We start from the raw sequence: 24498 nt of genomic DNA on the forward strand, positions 1-24498 counted from the left end.
GAGAGGACACGAACCATGCGTCACCTGTATCGATTGACCCTAGCGGCCGGCCTGCTGGCCGCCGCAGGACCGGCCTGCCCGGATAACGCCCGAGGCCCCGACCCGTACGGGGCCGGGTTCGGCTTCGACCAACCCGATACGGCTCCCTGGGGCCTCTGGACTCGGGGCGATGCCGGAACCCTGTACGCGGAATGGGATAGCTTCAGTGACGCCTCCCACGGCACCGACAGTGACCGGACTTCGGCGCCCGATGTCGGCACGTTCGGTGCGGTCTCCCCCTGGCTGGGCTGGAACGCCGGGACTATCCGCACCAGCACGGGCAATCTGTACAGCTTCTCCGGGCCGGAACGCTTCGAGGTAAATTTCGAAGGCGAGGTTCCCGCCGAACCCCAGCGGGCCGTTTTGCAGATCGAAACTCAAGGCACCGCACTCGATGTCGCCGGAGTCACCCTGAACGGGGCCGCTCCCACCTTCAGCGCGGTCACGTTCAACGATCCGGCGTTCGCCACCAGCCAGGGTCCGGTTACCTTGCAACACCGGCTATTCTTCTGGGACTTGCCCACGGCCCCCGCTACCTATCAATTCGTCTTCGGTTCGGCGGAGCATTCCATGAGCCTGACCCAAGTCGCCGTAGACGTAGGTCCCCGCCACAACCAGGCACCCGAGGCCCAGGCGGGCGCGGCGCAATGGGTGAGCGAAGGCACGGAGGTGACCCTGTACGGGTCGGGCAGCGATCCCGAAGGGCAGGCGCTCGGCTTCCACTGGATCCAGACCGCCGGACCCAGCGTGATGCTGCGCGATGCCGCCTCCGCCACACCGCGCTTCACGGCACCGGAGGTAAACGCCACCACGACGCTCGGCTTCCAGTTGGTGGCCATCGACGCCGAGGGGCTGCCCAGCAACGCCGCCAACACCCAGGTCAACGTGCGCGACCTGGACAGCCAGCCGCCCGGCACGCCTTTCGCCGAGGCGGGCACCGACCAGAGCGTCCGGGCCGGCGTGGAGGCGGTCCTCGATGGGTCGGCAAGCAGCGATCCGGAAGGGCAGGCATTGAGCTACCAATGGACCCAATTGGCCGGGCCCACCGTCACCCTCGACGATCCCACGGCCATCAAACCGCGCTTCACAACGCCGCGCCTGGGCAATGACACCGTACTGACCTTCCAGTTGGTGATCACCGATACCGATGGCAACGAGTCCGACGCCGCCACCGTGAACGTGGACGTGAAATGGCATAACGAGGCACCGGTGGCCGATCCGGGGGCGGCGTCCACCCTTCGGGCCGGCGCCGTGAAAGTGCTGGGCGGCGAAAGTTACGACCCGGACGGCGATCCGCTTGCCTACCACTGGACTCAGACCGGCGGACCAACGGTGGCCCTGTCCAGCGACACGGCGGCGAATCCCAGCTTCGTGGCGCCGGTCGATGCCATCGGCCAAACCCTGACGTTCTCGCTCACCGTGTCCGACGGACGTCTGGAAAGCTCACAACAAACCGTCACCGTCGCCATCGTCGCCAACAGTGCTCCCACCGTGGATGCGGACACCGGCCAGGTGTTCGGGCAGGACGCCCGGGTGGTCCTCCACTCCACGGCCAGCGATCCCGACGGCGATGAACTGACCTACTCCTGGGAGCAGACCGGCGGACCGACCGTGGTCCTGTCCGGGCCCGATACACCGAGCCCCGAGTTCATTGCGCCGTCAGTGATGGAAGGTACGGTGGTGCTGGAGTTCCGCCTTACGGTGAGCGACGGGTACGCACCCGACCCGCTGTCGGCCTCGGATACCGTGCGGGTGCTAGTCAATAGCAACGGCCAGGCCCTGGACTGCTCCCATGCCGTGCCCAGCCGCGCTACCCTGTGGCCATCCAATCGAGGCATGAAAAAGGTCAGGATCGACGGCGTCACCGGGCCGGACCCGTTCCGGCTCACCATCACCGGCATTACCCAGGATGAGCCGGTCTTCAATCCGGCGCTCAAGGACCGGACCCGCCGGGATGCCAAGATCGTTACCCCGAAAGCGACTCGCAAGAATCCCATGACCAGGGATTCCGCCCTGCTTCGGGCCGAACGCCAGGGACTCCGCAAGAAGAGCCAGCCTTTCAGCGGTAATGGCCGGGTTTACCAGTTGAATTTCAGCGCCGACGACGGCACGCAGTTTTGCGAAGGCTCGATCCACGTCCAAGTGCCCCCGACACGGGACGGCACCGCCGTGGACGACGGCCAAGCCCATGACGCCACCGTGAAAATAAAGAGGTAATCATCATGACGCTATCCCAACCTGACAAGCGATCCCATCGACTGGCTTGTGCCCTGCTCGCGACGCTGGTGTCCCCCGCCTTCGCCGACACCAGCATCGGTCCCGATCCCTACGCCGCGGGCTACGGTTTCGACCTGCCCTCGGAAGCCGCCTGGGGAGGATGGACGCGGGGCGCGGAGGGCACCCTTTACGCCGAGTGGGATGTATTCAACGACAACTCCCACGGCGGAGCCGACGACCGCTCGGCGGCACCGGACCTGGGCCGCTTCGGCACGTCTTCCGCCTGGCTGGGCTGGAACACCGGCACCTTCGTATCGGGCACCGGCAACCTGTACAGTTTTACCGTACCGGAAATCTTCAGCATCGATCTGGCCGGCACCGTGCCGGCCGCACCGCTGCGCGTGGTTCTGCAAGTGGAGACCCAGGGGCAGTTCCTGAATTACGACAGCTTCACGCTCAACGATACCCAGCCCACGCAGAGCACTCAGACCTACCGGAACGCCGCCTTTCCGTCGCCGCAGGGACCCACCGACTTGATCCATCGGCTGTTCGTTTGGGATTTGCCGACCCCGCCCGCCGCCTTCGTGTTCCGCTTCGCTTCGAAGGAACCCCACGTCAGCCTGACCCAGGCCGCCGTGGACATCGGTCCGCAAACGGCCAGCAACCCGGACCTGCCGCTACCCCCCGAGCCTTCGGCCGCCCAAGACCGCACCGTACTGGCGAAACTGCCCGCCGAAGCGCTGGACGCCAACCTGGCCGCGCAATTGCACGCGCAATACCCGCGCTGGTTCCCGGAAACCTGGGCCGACCGGGAGCTGACGTTCACCCGGAAAACCGATCGGGGCGGGAAGCGGGTCACCCAGATCCTCAAGGGCGGTATTCCAGCTCTGTTCCAGGACACGGCGGCGGGTGGGTCGAACCGGGTATACTTGGATATCTACCGCCCGGATGAGGCGGGTGATGTGAAGATCGCCGAATGCCAACCCAAGGCCACCAAAATCCGGCGCTGGAAGAAAGTCACGCTGGACGACGGCATTAGCCGCAGCCGCTACGGTACCGCCCTATACCGGCTCGAATTGAAAGCGGTGACATTGCCCGCGAAAAACAAATTCACCAAGCGCTTCGGGCTCTGCGATGTGGACCTCGCCACGGCGGGCATCCAGCCGGGCGTCCCGGCCCTGCTGGATGGAGATTACGCGGTGTTCCGGCGGGAAAGCGATTGATGCGCTTTGCGGGTTTCCGGGCGGCATCTGGAAACCCGCGGCACAACAGCGTTTGTAAGGATTTGGCTCCAAATAATTTCCCGAAATCGGTAGGTTACAGATAAACTGAAATAAACGTTCGCTTCCCCCTTTGAAAAAGGGGGATTGAGGGGGATTTATTAAAAAATCTCCCCTAACCCCTCTTTTTTAAAGAGGGGGACTGAAGCGTAAGCGCTAAAAAGCTACGCGATGCGAACAGGTTAAAACCGGGAAATTATTTCCGCCCAAATCCTAAGCAGAAATCCAACATTTTTTATATTTTATAGAGACCAAAACGATGACTAGCGAAACCAAACCCACCTTGGAAGAAATCCTTCCCGAAGCCCTGGACTTCCCCCGGGCCTTCGACTCCCTGCTGCTGGCGACCGCCGACGCGGCGGGCCATCCCCACGCCAGCTACGCGGTGTACCTCGCCGACGAGCGGGGTCGTTTCCACATCTACATCAGCGAACTGGCCGCCCACACCGCGAATCTGCGGGTCCGGCCCGAGGCTAGCGCTCTGTTCATTGAGGACGAAGGGCAGGCCAAAAGCCTGTTCGGGCGCAAACGCCTGACCTGCGAGTGCCGTGCCGAACAGCTGCTCCGTGGCGCGCCCGACTGGGAAGCGGTTATGGACGGTTTCGTGGCCAAACACGGTAAACTCATGGAGATGCTGAGAGGGCTGCAGGATTTCCATCTGTTCCGGCTGACCCCGGAAAAGGCGACCTATATCCGCGGTTTCGCCCAGGCCTACGAATTGAGCGGCGAACAACTCGGACACATCCGCCACATCAACGACAAGGGCCACCAACCAAGCAGCCAAGATACAGCGGAGGCGCTGGGCAGCACGGCTTGAGGCCGTTGGAACATGAGGTTGCCGGGCAACGTTACGGCGCGCGGCAGCCTACCAGAGAAAAGCCATCGATCGGATGAACGTGCCAGGCGTCGGAACCCCTTGGATGTCTCCTTAGGATCTGGTAGGAAATAACTTTCCGAAGTTGATTGTTTACTCCCCTCTTTGAAAAAGAGGGGCCGGGGGAGATTTATTAAATAAATCCCCCTCGATCCCCCTTTTTCAAAGGGGGAGGTTGTTTTTGACGAAACCCTTAACTTAAGGAGCAAAAACCATGCAAAAGCCGAGACCCTTTTTACCCTATGCGGCAGATTTGATCCTGCTATAAGCACGTCTATCAGTCATCGGCGGCGCTGCTGCACTGACCCGGCGCGTTTCGCCGCCTAACCCGGAACCCTTCCATTCAAACCCTAGCTTTCCTATCCTTTATTATCATGGAACAGTATTGCAAACACTCCGCCGAAGCGCTCCGAACCGCCTGGCAGACACTCAAGGACGCTGAACCCGCCCTGCGCATCCGGGATGCGGCCCAGCGGCTGGGGGTGTCCGAAGCCGAACTGCTCGCTCTGGGCTGCGGTCAAACCGTCACCCGCCTGGAGGCCGAGTGGGCCGAACTGATTCGCTCCCTGCCCCGGCTAGAGCGGGTGATGGCCCTGACCCGCAACGATCTGGCGGTACACGAGAAGCATGGCCGCTATGTCAACGAAGCCGACGGCCAAGCCGGGACGGAGGATGCCCTCGACCTGCGGCTGGTCCCGGAGCGCTGGCGGTTCGGATTCGCCGTGATCGAGCGCGGCCACGGCGGCGAGCGACACAGCCTGCAATTCTTCACCGCCGACGGCGAAGCCGCCCACAAGGTCTACCTGACCGAAGCCAGTCATGCCGGCAATTATGAGAATCTGGTAGAACATTACACCGCGCCCGATCAATCCCCCTGGCAGGCTGTCGCTTCCGAGGCCGATGCCCCTAGTTTCGATGATCTCCACCTGCGGCAAAGGCGCGAACAGCTGCAAGCCCTGCGTCTGGCCGAACCCGAACGGGCTTGGCCGGTGGCCGTCGGCGCCGCCGAACGGGTTCTCACCCTGGCGGCACAGGAGAGTATCCCGCTGGTGATCGAAGTGGCCGGTCCCGGTGCAGTCCAATACCATCGCGGCCCCGTTCAGCACATCCGCCGCACCGGCCCTTGGATCAATGTACTGGACGAAGATTTCAACCTGCATCTGCGGGACACCGCCGTGGCCTCGTCCTGGGTGGTGCGCGAAACGCTCCCGGCGGGGGACGCTCTCTGGCTGGAACTACTCGACGACCAGGGCCGCACTGTGGTCCGCATCGGCGGCGAGGCGGAACCGAACACGTGGCGGGACGTGCTGACGGCCCTGCCCACAGCGGAGAGCCCGGTATGAAAAAGACACAGCGCGCTATGAGCATCCTGTTGTGGCTGGCCGTCTGGCTGTGCCCGGCATTGGCCCAGGGGGAAGAAGCCCGCCGCGTAATAGTGGCCGGAGGGGCATTAACCGAGATCGTCTACGCCCTGGGGCTGGCCGACCGGCTGGTGGGGGTAGACATTACCAGCTCGTTCCCGCCGGAGACGGAGAAGCTACCCAAGATTGGCTATCTCCGCAACCTGGGCAGCGAGGGGCTGCTGTCGCTGCGCCCCGATCTGGTGCTCGCCATCGCCGAAGCCGGACCGCCCGAAGCGCTGGCCCAGATCCGTGCCGCCGGAACGCGGGTCGAAATCGTCGCGACTCCCAATACACCGGAGGGCGGGGCGCAGAAAATCATAGCGGTGGCCGACGCGTTGGGCGTATCGTCGCGGGGGCAGGAACTGGAACAGAGTTACCGGGCGGCGTGGCAAGCCACGCAACAGGCGGTGGCGGGTTACCGGGACCGGCCACGGGTGCTGTTCATCCTGGCCCATACCGGCGGCAACCCGATGGTAGCGGGCCGCGACACGGCAGCGGATGCCATGATCCGTCTGGCCGGGGCTGACAACGCCGGGGCCGGGTTCGAAGGCTACAAGCCGATGAGCGCCGAGGCCATTATGGCCGCCAACCCGGAGGTGCTGCTCATAACCACCGAGGGTGTAGACGTTTTGGGCGGACTCGACCCGCTATGGGATCACCCGGCGTTGCGCCTAACCCCGGCTGGCCATGCCCATCACATCGTCACCCTGGACAGCCTCTACCTGCTGGGCTTCGGCCCGCGCCTGCCGGATGCGGTGCAGGAACTGGCCCGGCGCCTGCGTACCCCGGAGACGGAATGAACGCCGTGCCGATCCGCCCTCACGCATTCCGCACGGCGTCCGGGCATCTTCGCGCCGGTGTCTTCCTGGCCGTGCTGGGCGGACTGCTGCTGGCGGTCAACCTGATTGCCGTAGGCATCGGCGCCATGCCGGTGGGCTGGCGGGAACTGCTGGCGTGGCCCGGCAATCCTTTGGGGCTCGACGCCGATTTGTCCGAGCAGGCCCGAGCCGTGCTGCTGTATATCCGCCTGCCCCGCATCGTCCTGGCCCTGCTGGCCGGAGCGGGCCTGGCGATGTGCGGGGCGGCGCTGCAAGCCCTGTTCCGCAACCCCCTGGCCGATCCGGGCTTGCTGGGCATTTCCAGCGGCGCGGCATTGGGCGCGGGCTTGATGATCGTCGCCGGACCCGGCGGGACGCTGGCCTTCCTGGGTGGATTGGCCGTGCCGTTGGCGGCGTTCCTGGGCGCCCTTGCCGCCACGGCGGGCGTGCTGCTCTTGACCGGACGCCAGGCGCGCTGGGCGCCGTCCACCACCCTCTTGGCGGGCATCGCTGTCAACGCGCTGGCCGGGGCGGGGGTTGGCCTGTTGTCCTATCTGGCCGATGATGCAGCCCTGCGCAATCTTACCTTCTGGACCTTGGGAAGCCTCTCCGGAGCCACCTGGCCGGTGCTGCTGCCGGTGGCCTTGCTGACCGTCCCGGCTCTGTGGGGGCTGCGGCGGCAGGCGGCGGTATTGAACATATTGTTGCTGGGTGAGGCGGAAGCCGGGCACGTGGGAGTGGATGTGCGGCGTCTCAAGCGGCAGGTGATTACCTTGTCGGCCTTGGCTGTGGGCGCCCTGGTGGCGGTAACGGGGATCATCGGCTTCCTGGGGCTGGTGGCGCCCCATCTGGTGCGCCTCTCCATCGGCCCCGATCACCGCGTGCTGCTGCCGGGCGCCGCCCTGGCCGGCGCCTTGCTGCTGGGCTGCGCCGACCTGGGCGCCCGGACGCTGGCCGCCCCGGCAGAATTACCCATCGGCCTGCTCACCGCCTTCATCGGCGGGCCATTCTTCCTATGGCTGCTGAGACGGCAGGATGTGGGGGAATAGCTCATAGAGGCCCCCCTTCTGTGGCCAATGCCGTTAAGTTTAACCCCGAGGCGTTGCAAAGCTAGCTTTACAAATGACGAAACCGAGTGACAAAGCGAGCTTTGTACTCCATTAAGTAATGGCTTGACTCGGGTTTATCTTAACGGCATGGCTTCTGTGGCTGATTCCAAAACAGTTTCATCGTCAACCTGTAGGTGATTAGGGGATCGGACGCCCCCGTTTTTTTAAAAGGAAGCCGAAGTTGTTCCGGGAATACTGCACAGCGGATTTCCCGTTTTTTCATCGACAAAACCATGCTCGAAGCCATAGATGTATCCCTGAGTTTCCAACGCCGCGCCCTGTTGCGGGGGGTGTCGCTCACCGTTCGGTCCGGCGAGGTATTGGCGCTGGTGGGCGTGAACGGGGCGGGCAAGTCCACCCTGCTGAAAATCCTGGCGGGCGACCGGCCACCCGACGGCGGACAGGTCAAGCTGGTGGGGCGGTTCCTGCCGGATTGGTCCTTGCCGGAGCTGGCCCGGCGCCGGGCCGTACTGCCCCAAGACAGCCGACTGGCTTTCCCGTTCAGCGCCTTGGAAGTGGTGCTGATGGGCCGCTTTCCCTACTCCGGCGGCTATCCGTCCCGGCAGGATATCCGGCTGGCCCGCGCAGTGATGGCGGATCTGGATGTGATCCATTTACAGGACCGGCTTTACCCAACCCTCTCCGGTGGCGAACGCGCGCGGGTGCAGTTGAGCCGGGCGCTCTGCCAATTGCTGGACAACGGCGTGCCAGACTCCTGCGCCCTGCTTCTGGACGAGCCCACCGCCAGCCTGGACCTGGCCCATCAGCACACCGCCCTTGCCGCCTCCCGCCGCTTCGCTCGCGAGAAAAACGGAGCGGTCTGCGCCGTGCTGCACGACCTCAACCTGGCGGCACAGTACGCCGACCGGATCGCGGTGCTGGCCGAAGGACGGATTGTCGCTTGTGGGTCGCCATGGGAAGTGCTGACGGAAGCCATCCTGGGATCGGCCTTCGAGGTGGAGGTACTGGTGGGACGGCATCCGAAACTCGATTGCCCGTGGATCGCCACGGCGCCGAATACAAAAACGATTCATCCCTCCCCAAGCAGCCGATGATCCTGAAAACACGGCAGGACTGAGCGGCGGCGGATGGCGGCGCCAATCATCCTGTACTGACGGCCTCTCCACAGACTTCGCCTCCCGCTCGCCCGGCGGTAGATCTTGCGAGACCAACATCTTAGAACCAGGGCACCTGCGGCATCCGAGCGAGCCTTACTCACGCTGAAGGCCGGGACTTGTCGCGCACCGGGTCCCTTGGCCGCCGAATCCTCACAATGAGCTAAGGATACGGCTAAAAATAACTTCCCGACATGCCGCCCGATCGTTCCTGACGGTATGAACCGCCGCCTGCATGCCGGACGGGATATTTATCCCGTCCGTAACGTTTAAAGCGGGACGGACAGGGAAGATGATTTTGTGTTTGCGGAAAAATTTCAAACAGCGGGGACGGGGAGATAAACCCTGTCCCGCTCAGAGTCGCGTCCCCCATCAACTCGCTATGTGGCGGGGTTGAACACTTAGCATTAAATCAGCACTTCCCCAAAAAACATCCTCGAATATCCGCCATGGCTTTCGACGCGGCCGCGCATTCGCCCGGTTTTCGCCATGATGCGGCCGGGCATCGAGTCTTCGATTCCGCCGCAATCCCACGAGACGATGCGCACGTTTACCGGCCATTTCGAGTTACAATAGCCGCTCCAAAATTAAAAGCCGAACCTCTGAAGGATTGGCGTATTCCTTGCTTTGATCCCCGGTTAAGGTGCTGCGCGATGAAAAAATGCCCTGCTTGCGGTCATGAAAACCCGCTTCCCGAGACAAAATGCCCCCAATGCGGGGGCTATTATTCGAAAATCATCGAGTTGATCGATCAGGAAGCCGCCGCCGAAGAGGAACAATCGTTCCGCGGCCAATGCCGGCGCATCCTCCGGTCGGACAACATCAAGCTCGCGCTGAAGGCCGAAGTGACGCGCGGGTGGGCCGGGCTGGGCGGACGCGCCAAATTCACGTTGTTCGTGATCTTCGCGTTCGTGTTTGCGCTGGTGGTTACGGTTTTATAAGATTTTACTTTACCTGTCATTTTGTTTTTTCAATTTTGTATGGAGTTTTGAATGCATCTGGTGACCTTGATAAAAGGCGACGGTATCGGCCCTTCGATTATGGATGAGGCCGTCAAAGTGATCGACGCGTCCGGCGCAAAGATTCAATGGGAAGAAGCGCATGCCGGCCTCGGCGCGCACGAAAAGTTCGGTACGCCGCTGCCCGACGCAACGATGGCGTCATTCGACAAGACCCGGGTCGCCTTCAAGGGCCCTTTGACCACGATCGTCGGCACCGGCTTCCGCAGCATCAACGTCGCGCTGCGCCAGAAATACGAACTGTATGCGAACGTGCGCCCGGCCAAGAGCTGGGCCGGCGTCAAGACCCGCTACGACGACGTGGATATCGTGATCGTCCGCGAAAACACCGAAGGCCTTTATGCGGGCCTCGAACATTATCTGACCCCGAAAAAGGACATCGCCGAAAGTCTGGCGGTCGTCACCCGGGCCGGTTCCGAGCGGATCATCGACTACGCGTTTAAATACGCACGCGAGAACAACCGTCAAAAGGTCACCGTCTGCCACAAGGCCAACATCCTGAAATATACGCAAGGCCTGTTTCTGGACGTCGCCCGCGAAACCGCGGCGCGCTATCCGGACATCCAGTTCGACGAAAAGATCATCGACGCGGCCTGCATGCACATGGTGATGGACCCGAAGAAATTCGACGTGGTGGTCTGCACGAACATGTTCGGCGACATTCTGTCCGACCTGACCGCGGGCCTCGTCGGCGGCCTGGGCCTGATTCCGGGCGCGAATATCGGCAACGACGCGGCCTTGTTCGAAGCGGTGCACGGCAGCGCGCCGGACATCGCGGGCAAAAATATCGCCAACCCGACCGCGGTGATCATGGCCGGCGCGATGCTGCTGAACCATCTCGGCGAACACAAAGCGGCGAACCGGTTGATCAAGGCGGTCGAAAAAGTCGTGAGCGAAGGCAAGTACGTCACGCCGGATTTGAATCCCCATTCCAAGGCCGGCACGATCGAGATGGGCAATGCGATCGTCGACGCGATGGAATGAACGCAATCGCTAAGTTACTGTCTGAACAGATGAAATTTGCCGGCTGAGCATTTTCCACTGCCGAGAATGCTCCCGCGCCATCCCGAACAGAGGAATCCTTTGATGCTAGAACAATACCGTAAACACGTCGCCGAACGCGCCGCCGAAGGCATCGTGCCGAAGCCGCTCGATGCCGCACAAACCGCCGCACTGGTCGAACTGATCAAAAATCCTCCGAAAGGAGAAGAAGATTTCATTCTCGACTTGCTTGCCAACCGGATTCCGGCCGGCGTCGACGAGGCGGCCTACGTAAAGGCCGGATTCCTGACCGCGATCGCGAAAGGCGAAGCGACCTCGCCGATTCTATCCCCCGCCGAAGCTACCCGCCTGCTGGGCACGATGCTCGGCGGCTATAACGTCGCACCGCTAATCGACCTGCTCGACCGTCCCGATCTCGCGCCGATCGCGGCAAAGGGGCTGTCGCACACGCTGCTGATCTTCGATGCGTTCCACGATGTACAGGCCAAGGCGGAAGCCGGCAACGCCTTTGCGAAGCAAGTGCTCCAGTCCTGGGCCGAGGCGGAATGGTTCACGGCCAAACCGGAAGTCCCCGAAAAACTGACCGTGACCGTGTTCAAGGTCACCGGCGAAACCAATACCGACGACCTGTCGCCGGCGCCGGACGCTTGGTCGCGCCCGGACATTCCGCTGCACGCAAAAGCGATGCTGAAGATGCCGCGCGAAGGCATCACCAACGCGCCGGAACAGATCGCCGAACTGAAAAAGAAAGGCTTTCCGGTCGCCTATGTCGGCGACGTGGTCGGCACCGGCTCGTCCCGCAAATCGGCGACCAACTCGGTGCTCTGGTACATGGGCAACGACATTCCTTATCTTCCGAACAAGCGCGAAGGCGGCGTCTGCATCGGCGGCAAGATCGCGCCGATCTTCTTCAACACGATGGAAGACTCGGGCGCGCTGCCGTTCGAATGCGACGTGACCGGCATGGCGATGGGCGACGTGATCGACATCTATCCGTACGCAGGCGTGGTCAAGCGCCACGATAGCGGCGAAGTCGTCTGCACATTCGAGCTGAAGACCGACGTGCTGCTCGACGAAGTGCGCGCCGGCGGGCGGATTCCGTTGATCATCGGCCGCGGCCTGACCGATCGGGCGAGGAAAGCGCTGGGCCTGCCGCCTTCGACCGTATTCCGCCGGCCGGGCGCGGTACAGGACAGCGGCAGAGGTTTTACGTTGGCGCAGAAAATGGTCGGCCGCGCCTGCGGCGTGAAAGGCATCCGTCCGCACACTTATTGCGAACCGCACATGACCACGGTCGGCTCGCAGGATACGACGGGACCTATGACCCGCGACGAACTGAAAGACCTGGCCTGCCTCGGCTTTTCGGCCGACTTGGTGATGCAGTCGTTCTGCCATACCGCGGCCTATCCGAAGCCGGTCGACGTCGAAATGCAGCATACTCTGCCCGACTTCATCATGAACCGCGGCGGCGTGTCGTTGCGTCCCGGCGACGGCATCATCCACTCCTGGCTGAACCGGATGCTGCTGCCCGACACGGTCGGCACCGGCGGCGACTCGCACACCCGTTTTCCGATCGGGATTTCGTTCCCGGCCGGCTCGGGGCTCGTCGCGTTCGCTGCCGCGACCGGCGTCATGCCGCTGGACATGCCCGAATCGGTACTGGTCCGCTTCAAGGGCGCGATGCAGCCCGGCATCACGCTCCGCGACCTGGTCAATGCAATTCCGTACGTCGCGCTGCAGAAAGGCCTTTTGACGGTCGAGAAAAAAGGCAAGAAGAACGTGTTCTCGGGCCGGATTCTCGAAATCGAAGGCCTGCCTGACCTGAAGGTCGAACAGGCGTTCGAACTGTCCGACGCCTCGGCCGAACGTTCGGCCGGCGGCTGTACGATCCGGCTGAACGAAGCGCCGATCCGCGAATACCTGAACTCGAACGTCACCCTCTTGCGGTGGATGATCGCGGAAAGCTACGGCGACAAGCGCACGCTCGAACGCCGGATCAAGGCGATGGAAGACTGGCTCGCGAATCCGGTGCTGCTCGAACCCGATCCGGATGCCGAATACGCGGAGATCATCGAGATCGATATGGACCAAATCAAGGAACCTTTGCTGGCCTGCCCGAACGATCCGGACGACATCAAGCCGCTGTCGGAAGTCGCGGGTACCCACATCGACGAAGTCTTCCTCGGCTCGTGCATGACCAACATCGGCCATTTCCGCGCCGCCGGCAAACTGCTCGACCAACAGAAAGGCGACCTGCCGACCCGGCTCTGGGTGGCTCCGCCGACCAAGATGGACCAGAACCAGCTGACCGAAGAAGGCTATTACGGGTCGTTCGGCAAAGCTGGGGCACGGATGGAAATGCCCGGCTGCTCGCTGTGCATGGGCAATCAGGCGCGCGTGCGCGAAAATTCGACCGTGGTGTCGACTTCGACCCGCAACTTCCCCAACCGGCTCGGCAACGGCGCGAACGTGTTCCTGGCCTCGGCCGAACTGGCGGCGGTCTGCTCGATCCTCGGCAAGATTCCCACCATCGAGGAATACATGCAGTATGCCGCGCAAATCGGCAAAACGGCGGACGACACCTACCGCTACCTGAATTTCGACCGGATCAAAAGCTATCGGGAAAAGGCGGACAAAGTCGCGCTAAATGCGTAACGCATCGGTGAAGCGGAGATCGTTCCCGCGCAGGCGCGTGGGAACGATAAAAAACGATTGCCCGGTTTGAGCTTGCAGGCATCGCCCCCTCTTTCTTTCATGCTTAAAAAATTCCTGAAGAAAACCCGGCCGGCCTCTCCCCTGCCCGACCTGTCGGGCGAACTCGAACGGCGCTATTTCGAGCTGATCGACCACGCCCAAATTCAATACGACGCCGCTCAGCACGGCGTACTGGCGCATCTGCAGGAGCTGCTGAACGACCTTGTCGCGCATGCCTCGCACGCCGGCAAACCGGCGCCACGGAAATTTTTCTCTCCCCGGCCGCCGCGCTGTAAAAGCCTGTACATCTACGGCGGCGTCGGCCGCGGCAAGTCGATGCTGATGGAATTGTTTTTCGAAGCTTGTCCCTTGCCGCAAAAACGGCGCGTGCATTTCAATACGTTCATGACCGAGGTGCATCGCTTCGTGCACCGCTGCCGGCAGGAAAAAACCCCCGACGCGCTGCTCGTACTGGCCGGGCAAATCCGAAAATCGACCCGCCTTCTCTGCTTCGACGAATTCCATGTGACCGACATCGCCGACGCGATGATTCTGGGCCGGCTGTTCAGCAGATTGTTCGAACTCGGGGTCGTGACCGTGATGACTTCGAACCGCCATCCGAACGATCTCTACCAGGGCGGCCTGCAACGGGAGCAGTTTCTTTTTTTCATCAAGGTGCTGCAGAACGAAGCGAACATCCTGCAATTGGCGGCCCAGAGCGATTTCCGCCTATGCCGCCGGCATGCCCTGGAAAAGACTTATTACACCCCGGTAGACTCGGCTGCCGAAGCGTTCCTGCGGCAAAGCTACGACGAGTTGACCCATTCTTCGGAAATGCGGCCGATCGAGCTGCCGGTCTTCGGGCACACGGTGCGGCTGGCCGCGGCGCATGGCGATGTCGCCTATACTTCTTTCGACGAACTGTGCGTGCAGCCCTTGGGCGCGGCGGATTACATGAAAATCGCCGGCCAATTCAGTACGATCATCATGGCGAACATTCCGAAACTGACCGCCGCTTACCGCAACGAAGCCAAACGCTTCGTGACCCTGATCGACGCGCTCTACGAGCACAAAGTCAAACTGATCTGCACCGCCGAGGCGTCCGCTCAAGAACTCTATGTCGAGGGCGACGGCGCGTTCGAATTTCAGCGCACGGTATCGAGGCTGATGGAAATGCAGTCGGAAAGCTATCTGCGCAGCGAGCATGTACGCGCTGTCGATCGCCAAGCATGAAGCCGTCTTCGGACGGCGAAGCGCCTGGGCGAGGAACCCGACCGATGCAGCGATGCCGAGCGTTCTCTTAAAACCCCCAACACTCTTGCGCCGCTTCGGAAAAAACAGGTTCTTTATAGACCTTCTGCCTTGGAATCGCCTCGGGCGCCAGGATGGGAGGAATAACCGCCACTGGCGGCGATGCCGGCGGGTATTTTTCGGCTTCCGTTTCCCCCGATGCCAAAAGCCGGCGTTGAATCAGCTTGGCCCGAACCACATGCCGGCTCAAGCCGAGCAAGCGTGCCGTTGCCAACTGGTTTCGGCCGGTATGCTTATAGGCGGCTTGCAGCAAGGCCTGTTCGACGCGGGCATATAAATCGGGGTGCTCTTGCTCGCACAAGGCTTGAAACATCCGGCCCAATTTCTCGAACGCTTCCTCATCGGCATCGGCATCGGCCGCTTTGGCCGGACCGGGCAACTGCGAGAGATGCAAATCCGCCGGCGTAATGGCACGGTCGCGGGCCACCAACAAGGCATGGTGTATGACGTTTTCCAATTCCCGGATGTTGCCTGGCCAAGCATGCGCCAGCAGCGTTTGTTTGGCGGCCGGGGAAATACGGGTATCCGGGCAGCCGAGCCGCTGACCGTACACTTTTAGAAAATGCCGGGCCAGCGGCAAAATATCCCCGCCGCGCTGCCGCAAAGGCAGCAGGTGCAAGGCCGCGACATTCAAGCGATAGTACAAATCCTCACGAAAGCGTCCCGCTATGATCGCTTCTTCCAGTTTGATGTTGGTCGCCGCGATCAGCCGCACGTCGATCGGCACCGCGCGATGAGAACCGACCCGCACCACCTCGCGCTCCTGCAAAACCCTCAGCAGTTTTACCTGCATCGACAACGGCAGATCGCCAATCTCGTCGAGAAAAATCGTGCCGCCGGAAGCCGCCTCGAACCAGCCTTGCTTGGCCGTTGTCGCGCCGGTAAAGGCCCCTTTTTCATGGCCGAACAGCTCGCTTTCGATCAAGGTTTCCGACAAGGCACAGCAGTTGACCGCCAAAAACGGCCCGCCGCGCCTTGGGCTGAGTTCGTGTATGTGGCGAGCCACCAATTCTTTGCCGGTACCGGTTTCGCCGATGATCAAAGCGTTCAACTCGCTGGGGGCGATGCACTGGATCCTTTCGAGCAGTTCTTTGGATTTCGAGTCTTCGAAGACTAAAGCGGACGCGCGAATCGACAGCGCCATCTCGGCGGAATTTGGAAAGGCGAGTAAAGGCATGAGTAAAAACAGGTTCCCTGAAGTTACAACCGGTTCCAAGATAGCATGGGCATCCCAAGTTATAAAACGATCAAAATCAATATTCTTATGCCCGAATACGATAATGAGGAGCATTCCCGCAGAACGCGCGGATCGCGACCCGAGAATCGCTCCCATAAGTCACGCGCTTCCGCAGGCATGGGAGCCGCGACTTCCCGAGCCCGCAAGGTTTGCGAAGCCAGGCCGCGCGAGACGACTGCCCAAGTCTCGGTTTGCACTGGCTTTTTTACGAGCGTTTTCACCGGAATTGACCGGTTTCGGTGCATGCAGAAGCGCCGACAGCCGTTTTACGGAGGCCGGCATTTGTGTATAGCGTAGAGCGTGGGAACCCTAATGAACTATCGGGCGCTCGACGTTTCCCAAGGTAAATCGTCCAGCTTCAGCCAATGCCCCAGCTTTTCCGATTTCGTGCGTAAATAAACGATATTCTCCCGATTGGGCGCGGACTCCAGCGGCACGCGCTCGACGATTTTCAGGCGGTAGCCCGACAGTTCGGTAAACTTGGCCGGATTATTGCTCATCAGCCGCAGCGTCGTTACCCCCAAATCGGTCAGAATTTGCGCACCGACATCGTAGCTGCGCGAATCCACCGGCAAGCCCAGGTCCAGATTGGCCTCTACGGTATCGCGGCCCTGGTCCTGCAATTCGTAAGCGCGGAGTTTATGGGCCAAACCGATGCCGCGGCCTTCGTGGCCGCGCAGGTAAACCAGCACCCCGCACCCTGCCTGTTCGATCTTCGCCAGGGCCATTTTCAACTGGTTGCCGCAGTCGCAGCGCAGGGAGTCGAGCACGTCGCCGGTCAAACATTCCGAATGCACCCGGACCAGCACGTCTTGCTGCCCCGCCAGTTGGCCTTTGACCAGCGCCAGATGTTCCGAGCCGTCGAGCAGCGAACGGTAGACATGCGCGGTAAACACCCCCGTGGCCGTGGGAATGCGCGCTTCCGAGACATGCTCGACCAGGCGCTCGTGGCGGCGGCGGTAAGCAATCAGGTCGGCGATGCGGATAAACGGCAGGCGGTGTTTTTCGGCGAAGGCTCTGAGAGCCGCGCCGCGCGCCATGCTGCCGTCGTCGTTGACGATTTCGCACAGCACCCCGGCAGGATACAAACCGGCCAAACGCGCCAGGTCGCTCGCCGCTTCGGTATGGCCGGGCCGCGCCAAAACCCCATGCTCCCGGGCGCGCAGCGGAAACACATGACCCGGGCGCGCGAAATCCTCGGCTTTGCAGGCGGGATTGGCCAGGGCGCGGATCGTGGCGCTGCGGTCCGCGGCGGAAATGCCGGTGCTTGTGCCTTTGTTCAAGTCCACCGAAACCGTAAAGGCGGTGCCGTGCGCATCGGTATTGTTCGCGACCATCGGCTGCAGATGCAGCGCGTCAATACGCTCGCCCGGCAGGGAAACGCAAACCACGCCGCTGCTGTGCCGAATCAGAAAGGCCATGCGTTCCGGGGTGATTTTTTCGGCCGCGATGATCAAATCGCCTTCGTTTTCCCGGTCCGCGTCGTCCGCGACCACGACGAATTCGCCGTTGCGGATGGCTTTCAGCGCCGCTGCTAGGGTGTCGTCACTCATTGAATCGATCCTCAGGAGTAAAAACTCGGCGTGGGAGACTTGCCGTTCAACACCCATTCGCCAAGGTCCAGCAGCTTATAATCCACCGGATCATGCAGCGAATGGGTGCGCAGATTGCGCCAGTAGCGGTCGAACCCGGCTTTGGCGCTGGTGGCCCGCGCACCGGTGACTTCGAACAGGCGCTGGGTTACGTCCAGGCCCGCCCGCGTGGCCAGGACTTTGGCCGCCGCGCAGGCGATCGCCACGTTGCCGCGCTCGGCCTCGGTCAGCGCATTTTCCAGCCGCCAGGCGGCATCCAGCAAATTGGCGGCATAGTCGGTTGCTTGCGCGGCGGCATTCAAATCGACCCAGAACTCGCCGTATTTTTTGAGCACGTAAGGGTCGCGGGTCGCGCTTTCCACGCCCGACAAAAACCAGGCGCGCGCTTGGCTGCGCGTGTAACCGATCGCTTCGGCCAGGGCGCCTTCGCCGATGCCCAGGTAAATATTGGTCAACACCAATTGCGCGATCAGCGGCCGCAAGGTCGCGAACACGCTGCCCAAGGGGCCTGGCCGGCGTAAAATTTCATGGTCGTAAATGCGCACGCCGTGAAAATCCACCGTGCCGCTGTCGGTCTGGCGCTGGCCCATATTGTCCCAATCCGCGTTGATCCGGAGGCCGGCGCGGTCGCTGGGAATGGCCGCGATCACCAATTTGTCGCCCGCTTCCGGCACGGCCGAGACGATCAAATGGTCGGAGTCGGTGGCGCCGGAACAAAAGCTTTTCGATCCATGCACCAGCCAATCCTGGCCGTCGGCGCTGATCTTGGCGCGGGTATCCAGAGGATTCAGCGTATTGCCCCAAAACCAGTGGTTTTTAACCGTTTCCCGATAGTAATGCGGCCACTGGTCACCGAACAAACGCACGGTGGCCAGCAGTAAATGCTGAAAGCCGAACAAGTGCCCGAGCGAACTGTCGGCCCTGGAAATGAGGCGCACGATCCGCAAGGTGTCGTGCCAATCCAGGCCGTGGCCGCCGTATTCGCCGGGAATAATCAGATTCAACAGGCCGCTTTGACGCAAGCGATCGCGTTCGGCTTTCGCCGTTCCGCCCTGCCGGTCGCGTTCGACGGCGGTGGCGGCAAATTCCGCCGCCAGTTGCTCGGCGGTATCAAACAAGGCTTGAGACCTTGCTCGCGCCTGTTTGAGGGGTGTCACGGCGCTCATTAGGCGGCCACCGGGTCGGCGTGTTGCGATTCCAATGCCCGGACCAAAGGTATCACCCGCTGTCCGAAATATTCGACTTCTTCCTGGAAATGCAGAAAGCCGGTCAGCACCAAGTCGACGCCCGCCGCTTTTAACGCCACGATACGTTCGGCGATTTGTTCGGGCGTGCCGATCAGATTGGTTTTAAAGCCGTCGTTGTATTGCACCAAATCCTCGAAAGTGGACTTGGCCCAATTGCCTTCGCCTTCCGGCGACGCTTTGCCGGCTTGCCTGACTTCACGGCCAAAGGCGTTGACCGCGTCCGGATCGGCTTTATCGATGATTTCATCGAGCACCGCGCGCGCTTCCGCCTCGGTGTCCCTGGCGATCACGAACGCATTGACGCCGATTTTGACCGCATGCCCTTCGCCTTCGGCCTTCGCGCGAATGTCGTCGACCTGCGCCTTGATGCCCTCCAGCGTGTTGCCGTTGGTGAAATACCAATCCGACACGCGGGATGCCATGTCCCGCGCCGCACGGGAACTGCCGCCCTGGAAAATCTCCGGGCGCGGTTGCTGCAAGGGCTTGGGTTTCAAGGTGTAGTTGTGAAAGCGGTAGAAGTCGCCCAAAAAGCTGAAATCGTCCTGCGTCCAAATCCCTTTCAGCGCGCGAATGAATTCCTCGGAACGGCGATAGCGTTCGTCATGCTCCAGCCACGGCTCGCCGATCGCGGTGAATTCGGATTTGAACCAGCCGCTGACGATATTGACCGCGATGCGGCCGCCGGTCAACTGGTCGATGGTTGCGATCTGCTTGGCCGCCACGACGGGATGCCAAGGTCCCGGCAGAATCGCCGCGATGATCCGCAGCTTCTCGGTGGCTGCCAGCAAGGCATGCGTGAAGGCAAGCGGCTCGTGCTGATACTCCGCGCCGTAACCGGCGGTAAAGCGGATCTGGCTCAGCGCGTATTCGAAGCCGTTTTGCTCGGCGATTTGCGCGAGCTTGCGGTTATAGTCGATGTCCCAACGGGTGCGCTGCTCGATTTTGCTGATCAAGAGGCCGCCGCTAACGTTGGGTACCCAGTAGGCGAATTTGATTGGGGTGTGGCTCATGAAGTTCTCCGAAATAGGGCTGTGATTGTCGATTAAGATGACCGGCTTTTTCTACTCGCCGCCCGCCTCGAACAGTTCCAGCGGCAGCCCGACCAGCGCCTTGCCGATCCACTCGCGGGCAATGTTGTTCGACGGCCCCATGCCGATGCCGGCGCGGGCGTCGCGGAAGATCCGTTCGATCGGCCCTTTCTTGTATCCGTAGCCGCCGCTGACATCGAGCGCGTTGCGCGCCGAAATATTGGCAACCTCCGCCGCGTGCACCTTGAATTCGGTCAACGGCAACAGGATTTGCCCTTGCGGTTGACCGGCCGCCTGTAACTGGTCCAGTTGCCGCGCCAGTTCGTGTTGCCAGGGGCGCAGGCTTTCGACCAGGATTTTGGATTCGCCCAATTGCTGGCGCAGCACCTGGTAGTCGGACAACTTGCGGTTGAAATCGCGATGGATGTTGCCGGTCAGATGGGCGGAAGCTTTTTCCAGCGCCGCTCGCGCCACGCCGTGCCAGACCGCGCCGAGGCCGACCAGATAAACCGGCGAGACGCCGTGGTAAACGATGTCCTTGCCTTGCCCTTCCTCGCCGAGGCGATCGATGCTTTGAACGCGCACGTCTTTGTAAGTGATCGGCCCACTGTGGTTGCCGCGCACGCCGAGCGCCTCCCAGGTACCGTGCGTAATGCCGTCGAGTTTGGAATCGACGATGAAGAAACTGATGTCGGTCGCGCTTTTCGCGCCCGGCGAACGGGTTTGAAAAATATAGTAATCGGCCTGTCCGGCGCTGGTGGTAAACGATTTTTCGGCATTGAGCAGGTAGTGATCGTCGCCATCCCGAGCCGCCTCGCTAAAATTGAACCACCAGTGTCCGCCCGAGGCTTTTTCGCTGGTCGAATAGGTGCCGACCAAACCGTCGCGGGCCGGCTTCAGCCAGCGCTCTTTTTGGTCGCGGTTGCCGAACAAATTGATGGTCTGTGCCGCGCCGGTGTGCATCACATAAACCAAGCCGGTGGAGGCGCAGGCGCGGCCGATCTCTTCGGCCACGATCGAAAAAGCGACATGGTCGAGGCCCAAGCCGCCGTATTCCTGCGGAATCAGTACGCCGTTCCAACCTGCCTGGCCGAGGGCGTTCAGGTTCTCGCGGGGAAAGTGCCCCTGGTCGGTACGTTCGGCATTGGGCCTGATGACCTCGTCAACCAATGCGCGAATGTCGGAGCGGATTTTTTCGTAATCGATGACAGACATGAGATGTTCCTTAAGCGATGCGTGGTAACGGAAGTTGTTGCGAGCGGGTGCGCGCGGCGGTCACCGCCTGCTGCGCCGCGGCGTTGATGCGTTCGAGTACGACAGGATGGCCGAACCGCGTGCCGTCGAAGTTTTGTTCGCTGGCGTAAATACCGGAAGGAACCGTTTGCGCACCAAAAAAGCCGAACAAGGGGCGCAATTGATGCTCGATCATCAGCGCATGTTTTTCGCCGCCGCCGGTGGCTCCGAGGACGACCGGCACGTCAATCAGCGCATTCGGGTCCAGAAAATCAAATAGGTGCTTGAACAGGCCGGTATAGGAGCCTTTATAAACCGGCGTGACCGCCACCAGAATATCGGCCGCGCCGATGGCTTGCAGCACCTCTTTGCCGAAGTCGTTCAGCTCGCCCGGATGGCGGGCGGGGCCGAACACCGGCGCAAGATCGGCCAGGCTATAGGTGAGAACGTCAACGGCGGCCCGCTGCTTGACCGCCTCCACGATTTGTCCGGCCAATGCCAGAGTCTTGGACGGCTGCCCCAGATTGCCCGAGACCACTACAACTTTTAATGTGCTCATGTTGATTGCCTTTGTTTGGTTGAAAACTCGAATGCTCGATGCGCTTTGCGTACCGCCATGACTAGGCTTAAGCACCGATCGTGCCAAACTATAATGCTATGATTTATATTGATTTATTTAAATAATATCCGTGACGAATGCTGCTCTCGCGGCAGCAGCGGAAACCCGTTGCCGCTGTAGCGGCAGCGGCGCCTGGCCCGGATGCCGGCAAATACGCGCGGCAATGCGGTTAACGGCGATTGGCACACTATCTGCTGCTTTCGGGACTTGAAACATCCGCAGAAGCGGAAAACGCTTTCTTCAATCACCCAAAACCGAGAGTTGATACGATGCACGGACCGATCATCGATATGCGCAGCCGGCCTGCGTTTCTACATGATTTTTATGGCGCGACGCCGGAAACGCCGGAATTTGAAACGGCCAGATGGCTGAATCGCCGCTTGGGATCGAAACAGGACGATCACTTCGTCCGTTCGCTGACGCCGGACGGTTTTATTGGCGAAATTCGCGACGCCGGTATCAGCCGTGCCGTCGTCGTCGGCCGCGATACGCCCGACATCAAGATCGCAAACGAAACGATTCGAGACATCGCGCGGATTTATCCGGAATTGATCGGCATTGCGTCGCTGAATCCGCAAGCCCTGAGCGAACGTGAAATCGGCGCCGAAATCGAACGCGCGGTAAAAACATGGGGCTTGGCCGGCGTGAACATCGAACCGGGATTCGGTTCGCCGCCGCTGCAGGCCGACGATCCGCTGCTGTTCCCGGTGTATGACGCCTACAAGCAGCTTCAGGTGCCCGTGTTTCTGATGTCCGGGCCGACCACGCCGAATCTGGAATTCGCCAGACCCGCCGCGATCGGCAGGGTCGCCAGGGCGTATCCGGGATTGGCGATTGTCTGCTACCACGGCTTCTATCCGTATGTCGCCGAAATGATCGGCGTGGCATTCCGCTATGAAAACGTGTATGTGGTTCCGGACATGTATCTGTTTCTGCCGGGCGGCGGTCTCTACGTGGAAGCGGCCAACGGTTTCATGCGGGAACAATTGCTGTTCGGCAGTTCGTACCCGTTCCGGGCGATGCGGCAAACGCTCGAAGATTTTCTACGACTGGACTGGCGGGAGGATGCGCTGGAGCAAGTGCTGTGCCGCAATGCGCAGCGCTTGCTGCGGCTTTGAATGGACAGGACGGATTTGCCGAATAGCCGAAACGGGTTATTCGGCGCTCCTCGCTCAAAATCGGAAATTGGCCCCCGCGCCCAGCGACCACTCGCTGCCTGTCGCGCGATAGTCTCCCAACGCCAGCGTACTGCGCTCCGCCGAACCTTCGAAAGCATAAGCCGCAAACGCATCCAGCCTGAATTTGGGCGAAAAGGCATAGCCCAGACCGGCTGTAGCGGTATGCTCCCAGACGACCGGCCCCAACGTAGTCTGGACGACTTTAATGATGTCGTTATGGTCAAGCACGCCCGGAACCCCGGTGTCGAGAGGCAACGTGCCGACGCCTCCGAAGCCGCCGACCGTGCCGTTCGGATTGTCGCGCAGCAGTTTCGAGGCATAGCTGTAGCCGGTACGGAACTGCCAATTTCCAAGACTGTATTGTCCGCCCAGCATCGCCAGAAATTGGTCCTTGTAAACATCTTTGTACAGCGAAGACTGCGACCAGTTCTTCCAGGCCACGTCCGCCTCTAATAATAGATTCGGGGTGACATTGGCAGCCGCACCCCAGGTCACCTCGAACGGCTGTTCCAGCTTGACGTCTTGATAGACCTGATGACCGTTGATGGTTGTCGCCAATACATTTTGGTAATGGTATTGCAAGGGGGTTTTGAGCGAAAGTCCAAGCTTGACATCCTCGGTGAGCCGGTAAGTCGCCCCCAGCGAGCCACGAATCGAAATATCGTGCACGCTGGACGTCGTACCGCCAAAATCGCCCGTCAGACCGGCAAGTCCGGTCGTACTCCCGCTGGTACCGAACTGGCCCAAGCCGAATCCCACCGTCAAGGCCGCTCCCAACGACAGATCGGGCGTCACTTCGTAAGCCGCGCCGAGATTGGCGCTAAACGACAGTAACTCGACCAGGAGGGGCAATGTCGCCGCGCCTCCGGCGCCGGCTCCGCCCAAGCCGAGGCCCGCGCCGGCATTGATCGGCTGGGTGCGATAATCCGCTCCCAGGCCGGAATCGACCGCCACCCCGGCACCCAGCACGAAACCGGGCGCGATTTCCGCGCCAAGCGCGAAGTCCGGCGCAATATAATTCTGGGCCAAGCTGTGCGAGTGGTTGGTAAAGCCGTTGTTACTTTGATAATTGTCCACGTCGGGTTCGAGGATGGCCGCGCCCAGGCCGAAATTGAAGCCTTTGAATTGGGTCAAGGTTGCGGGATTACCGAACAAGGCCGCGGATATCTCTTGTGGCTTCGTATAAGCGGCGCCCGCCATGCCTCCGGCAATCGGCTTTAAAGACAGGTTCAGATCGGTTCCGCTATTCAGCGCCAAAACGCCGGGCGATGCGGCGCTAACTAACGCCAACAGCAACAGCCGCGGTAGTTGCGCTGAACTTATCGGTCGGACATTTCCAACAAATGTAAATTCTTTCTGCATTGTAAACTCCAATAAAATATTTCAGGTATCGGCCATGTCCGAAGTTTGTCCAAACAGGTTTCCGTAAAGACAAACGCCGTCTGCCTGAAAGCCTCTATTGCGAGCTTTATGCCAAACATAA

General features: G+C 61.2%; 19 protein-coding genes. 12 read left to right on the plus strand and 7 right to left on the minus strand.

The annotated features are described in order from the left end of the window. Positions 1 to 15: 15 nt before the first annotated feature. The 11 genes from CC94_RS21265 (at position 16) to zapE (ending at position 14803) form a co-directional block, all read left to right on the plus strand. On the plus strand, positions 16 to 2256 hold the full coding sequence (locus CC94_RS21265; RefSeq protein ID WP_005374943.1) for a PKD domain-containing protein: 2241 nt from the start codon (positions 16 to 18) through the stop codon (positions 2254 to 2256). A 68-nt stretch (positions 2257 to 2324) separates the two neighbouring features. Then, entirely contained in the window at positions 2325 to 3479 is a 1155-nt protein-coding gene (locus CC94_RS22175; protein ID WP_051040429.1) for a hypothetical protein, read from the plus strand. 316 nt (positions 3480 to 3795) lie between these two features. Then, positions 3796 to 4353 carry a HugZ family pyridoxamine 5'-phosphate oxidase gene (locus CC94_RS0106460; RefSeq protein ID WP_005374948.1) on the plus strand — a complete coding sequence of 186 codons (558 nt, stop codon included), beginning with the start codon at positions 3796 to 3798 and terminating at the stop codon, positions 4351 to 4353. 431 nt (positions 4354 to 4784) lie between these two features. Then, positions 4785 to 5753 carry a hemin-degrading factor gene (locus CC94_RS0106465; protein WP_005374949.1) on the plus strand — a complete coding sequence of 323 codons (969 nt, stop codon included), beginning with the start codon at positions 4785 to 4787 and terminating at the stop codon, positions 5751 to 5753. Beyond that, positions 5750 to 6613, plus strand: a complete 864-nt coding sequence (locus CC94_RS0106470) for a heme/hemin ABC transporter substrate-binding protein (RefSeq protein WP_005374951.1) — start codon at positions 5750 to 5752, stop codon at positions 6611 to 6613. The genes CC94_RS0106465 and CC94_RS0106470 overlap by 4 nt, the downstream gene beginning before the upstream one ends. Beyond that, positions 6610 to 7680: a FecCD family ABC transporter permease gene (locus CC94_RS0106475; protein WP_005374953.1), complete on the plus strand. Its 1071-nt coding sequence runs from the start codon at positions 6610 to 6612 to the stop codon at positions 7678 to 7680. Before CC94_RS0106470 ends, CC94_RS0106475 begins: the two co-directional genes overlap by 4 nt. 194 nt (positions 7681 to 7874) lie before the next feature. Then, positions 7875 to 8795: a heme ABC transporter ATP-binding protein gene (locus CC94_RS0106480; protein WP_213069420.1), complete on the plus strand. Its 921-nt coding sequence runs from the start codon at positions 7875 to 7877 to the stop codon at positions 8793 to 8795. Between the two features lie 713 nt (positions 8796 to 9508). Continuing rightward, positions 9509 to 9796 carry a hypothetical protein gene (locus CC94_RS0106490; RefSeq protein ID WP_005374956.1) on the plus strand — a complete coding sequence of 96 codons (288 nt, stop codon included), beginning with the start codon at positions 9509 to 9511 and terminating at the stop codon, positions 9794 to 9796. Between the two features lie 51 nt (positions 9797 to 9847). Then, complete coding sequence (locus CC94_RS0106495) at positions 9848 to 10858, plus strand: isocitrate/isopropylmalate dehydrogenase family protein (RefSeq protein WP_005374958.1); 1011 nt, start codon at positions 9848 to 9850, stop codon at positions 10856 to 10858. Between the two features lie 102 nt (positions 10859 to 10960). Next, complete coding sequence (gene acnB, locus CC94_RS0106500) at positions 10961 to 13531, plus strand: bifunctional aconitate hydratase 2/2-methylisocitrate dehydratase (RefSeq protein ID WP_005374961.1); 2571 nt, start codon at positions 10961 to 10963, stop codon at positions 13529 to 13531. 99 nt (positions 13532 to 13630) lie between these two features. Continuing rightward, complete coding sequence (gene zapE, locus CC94_RS0106505) at positions 13631 to 14803, plus strand: cell division protein ZapE (protein WP_005374962.1); 1173 nt, start codon at positions 13631 to 13633, stop codon at positions 14801 to 14803. Between the two features lie 67 nt (positions 14804 to 14870). Here the strand turns inward: zapE and CC94_RS0106510 are convergent, their stop codons facing one another. From CC94_RS0106510 to msuE, 6 genes are all read right to left on the minus strand, one after another. Beyond that, a complete protein-coding gene (locus tag CC94_RS0106510) occupies positions 14871 to 16058 on the minus strand; it encodes a sigma-54 interaction domain-containing protein (RefSeq protein WP_084675309.1) in 1188 nt (395 codons plus the stop codon). 377 nt (positions 16059 to 16435) lie between these two features. Continuing rightward, positions 16436 to 17671 carry a bifunctional 3,4-dihydroxy-2-butanone-4-phosphate synthase/GTP cyclohydrolase II gene (locus tag CC94_RS0106515; protein WP_005374964.1) on the minus strand — a complete coding sequence of 412 codons (1236 nt, stop codon included), beginning with the start codon at positions 17669 to 17671 and terminating at the stop codon, positions 16436 to 16438. A gap of 11 nt (positions 17672 to 17682) precedes the next feature. Beyond that, the gene (locus CC94_RS0106520; RefSeq protein WP_245549422.1) at positions 17683 to 18828 is read right to left on the minus strand and encodes an acyl-CoA dehydrogenase family protein; all 1146 of its coding nucleotides are present in this window, start codon (positions 18826 to 18828) and stop codon (positions 17683 to 17685) included. Positions 18829 to 18875: 47 nt separating this feature from the next. Continuing rightward, a complete protein-coding gene (gene sfnG / locus CC94_RS0106525) occupies positions 18876 to 19967 on the minus strand; it encodes a dimethylsulfone monooxygenase SfnG (protein WP_005374966.1) in 1092 nt (363 codons plus the stop codon). A 51-nt stretch (positions 19968 to 20018) separates the two neighbouring features. Beyond that, positions 20019 to 21200, minus strand: coding sequence for an acyl-CoA dehydrogenase family protein (locus CC94_RS0106530; RefSeq protein ID WP_005374967.1), 1182 nt, complete (start codon positions 21198 to 21200; stop codon positions 20019 to 20021). A 10-nt stretch (positions 21201 to 21210) separates the two neighbouring features. Continuing rightward, positions 21211 to 21777 carry an FMN reductase gene (msuE, locus tag CC94_RS0106535; protein WP_005374969.1) on the minus strand — a complete coding sequence of 189 codons (567 nt, stop codon included), beginning with the start codon at positions 21775 to 21777 and terminating at the stop codon, positions 21211 to 21213. Positions 21778 to 22106: 329 nt separating this feature from the next. Here msuE and CC94_RS0106540 point away from each other — a divergent pair, with 329 nt between their 5' ends. Then, positions 22107 to 22955 carry an amidohydrolase family protein gene (locus CC94_RS0106540; RefSeq protein WP_005374971.1) on the plus strand — a complete coding sequence of 283 codons (849 nt, stop codon included), beginning with the start codon at positions 22107 to 22109 and terminating at the stop codon, positions 22953 to 22955. A 54-nt stretch (positions 22956 to 23009) separates the two neighbouring features. Here CC94_RS0106540 and CC94_RS0106545 read toward each other — a convergent pair whose 3' ends face one another. Beyond that, on the minus strand, positions 23010 to 24305 hold the full coding sequence (locus CC94_RS0106545; protein WP_245619710.1) for an OmpP1/FadL family transporter: 1296 nt from the start codon (positions 24303 to 24305) through the stop codon (positions 23010 to 23012). Positions 24306 to 24498 lie beyond the last annotated feature (193 nt).

Origin of the sequence: Methylomicrobium agile (genome assembly GCF_000733855.1) — a bacterium.
GTDB lineage: Bacteria > Pseudomonadota > Gammaproteobacteria > Methylococcales > Methylomonadaceae > Methylomicrobium > Methylomicrobium agile.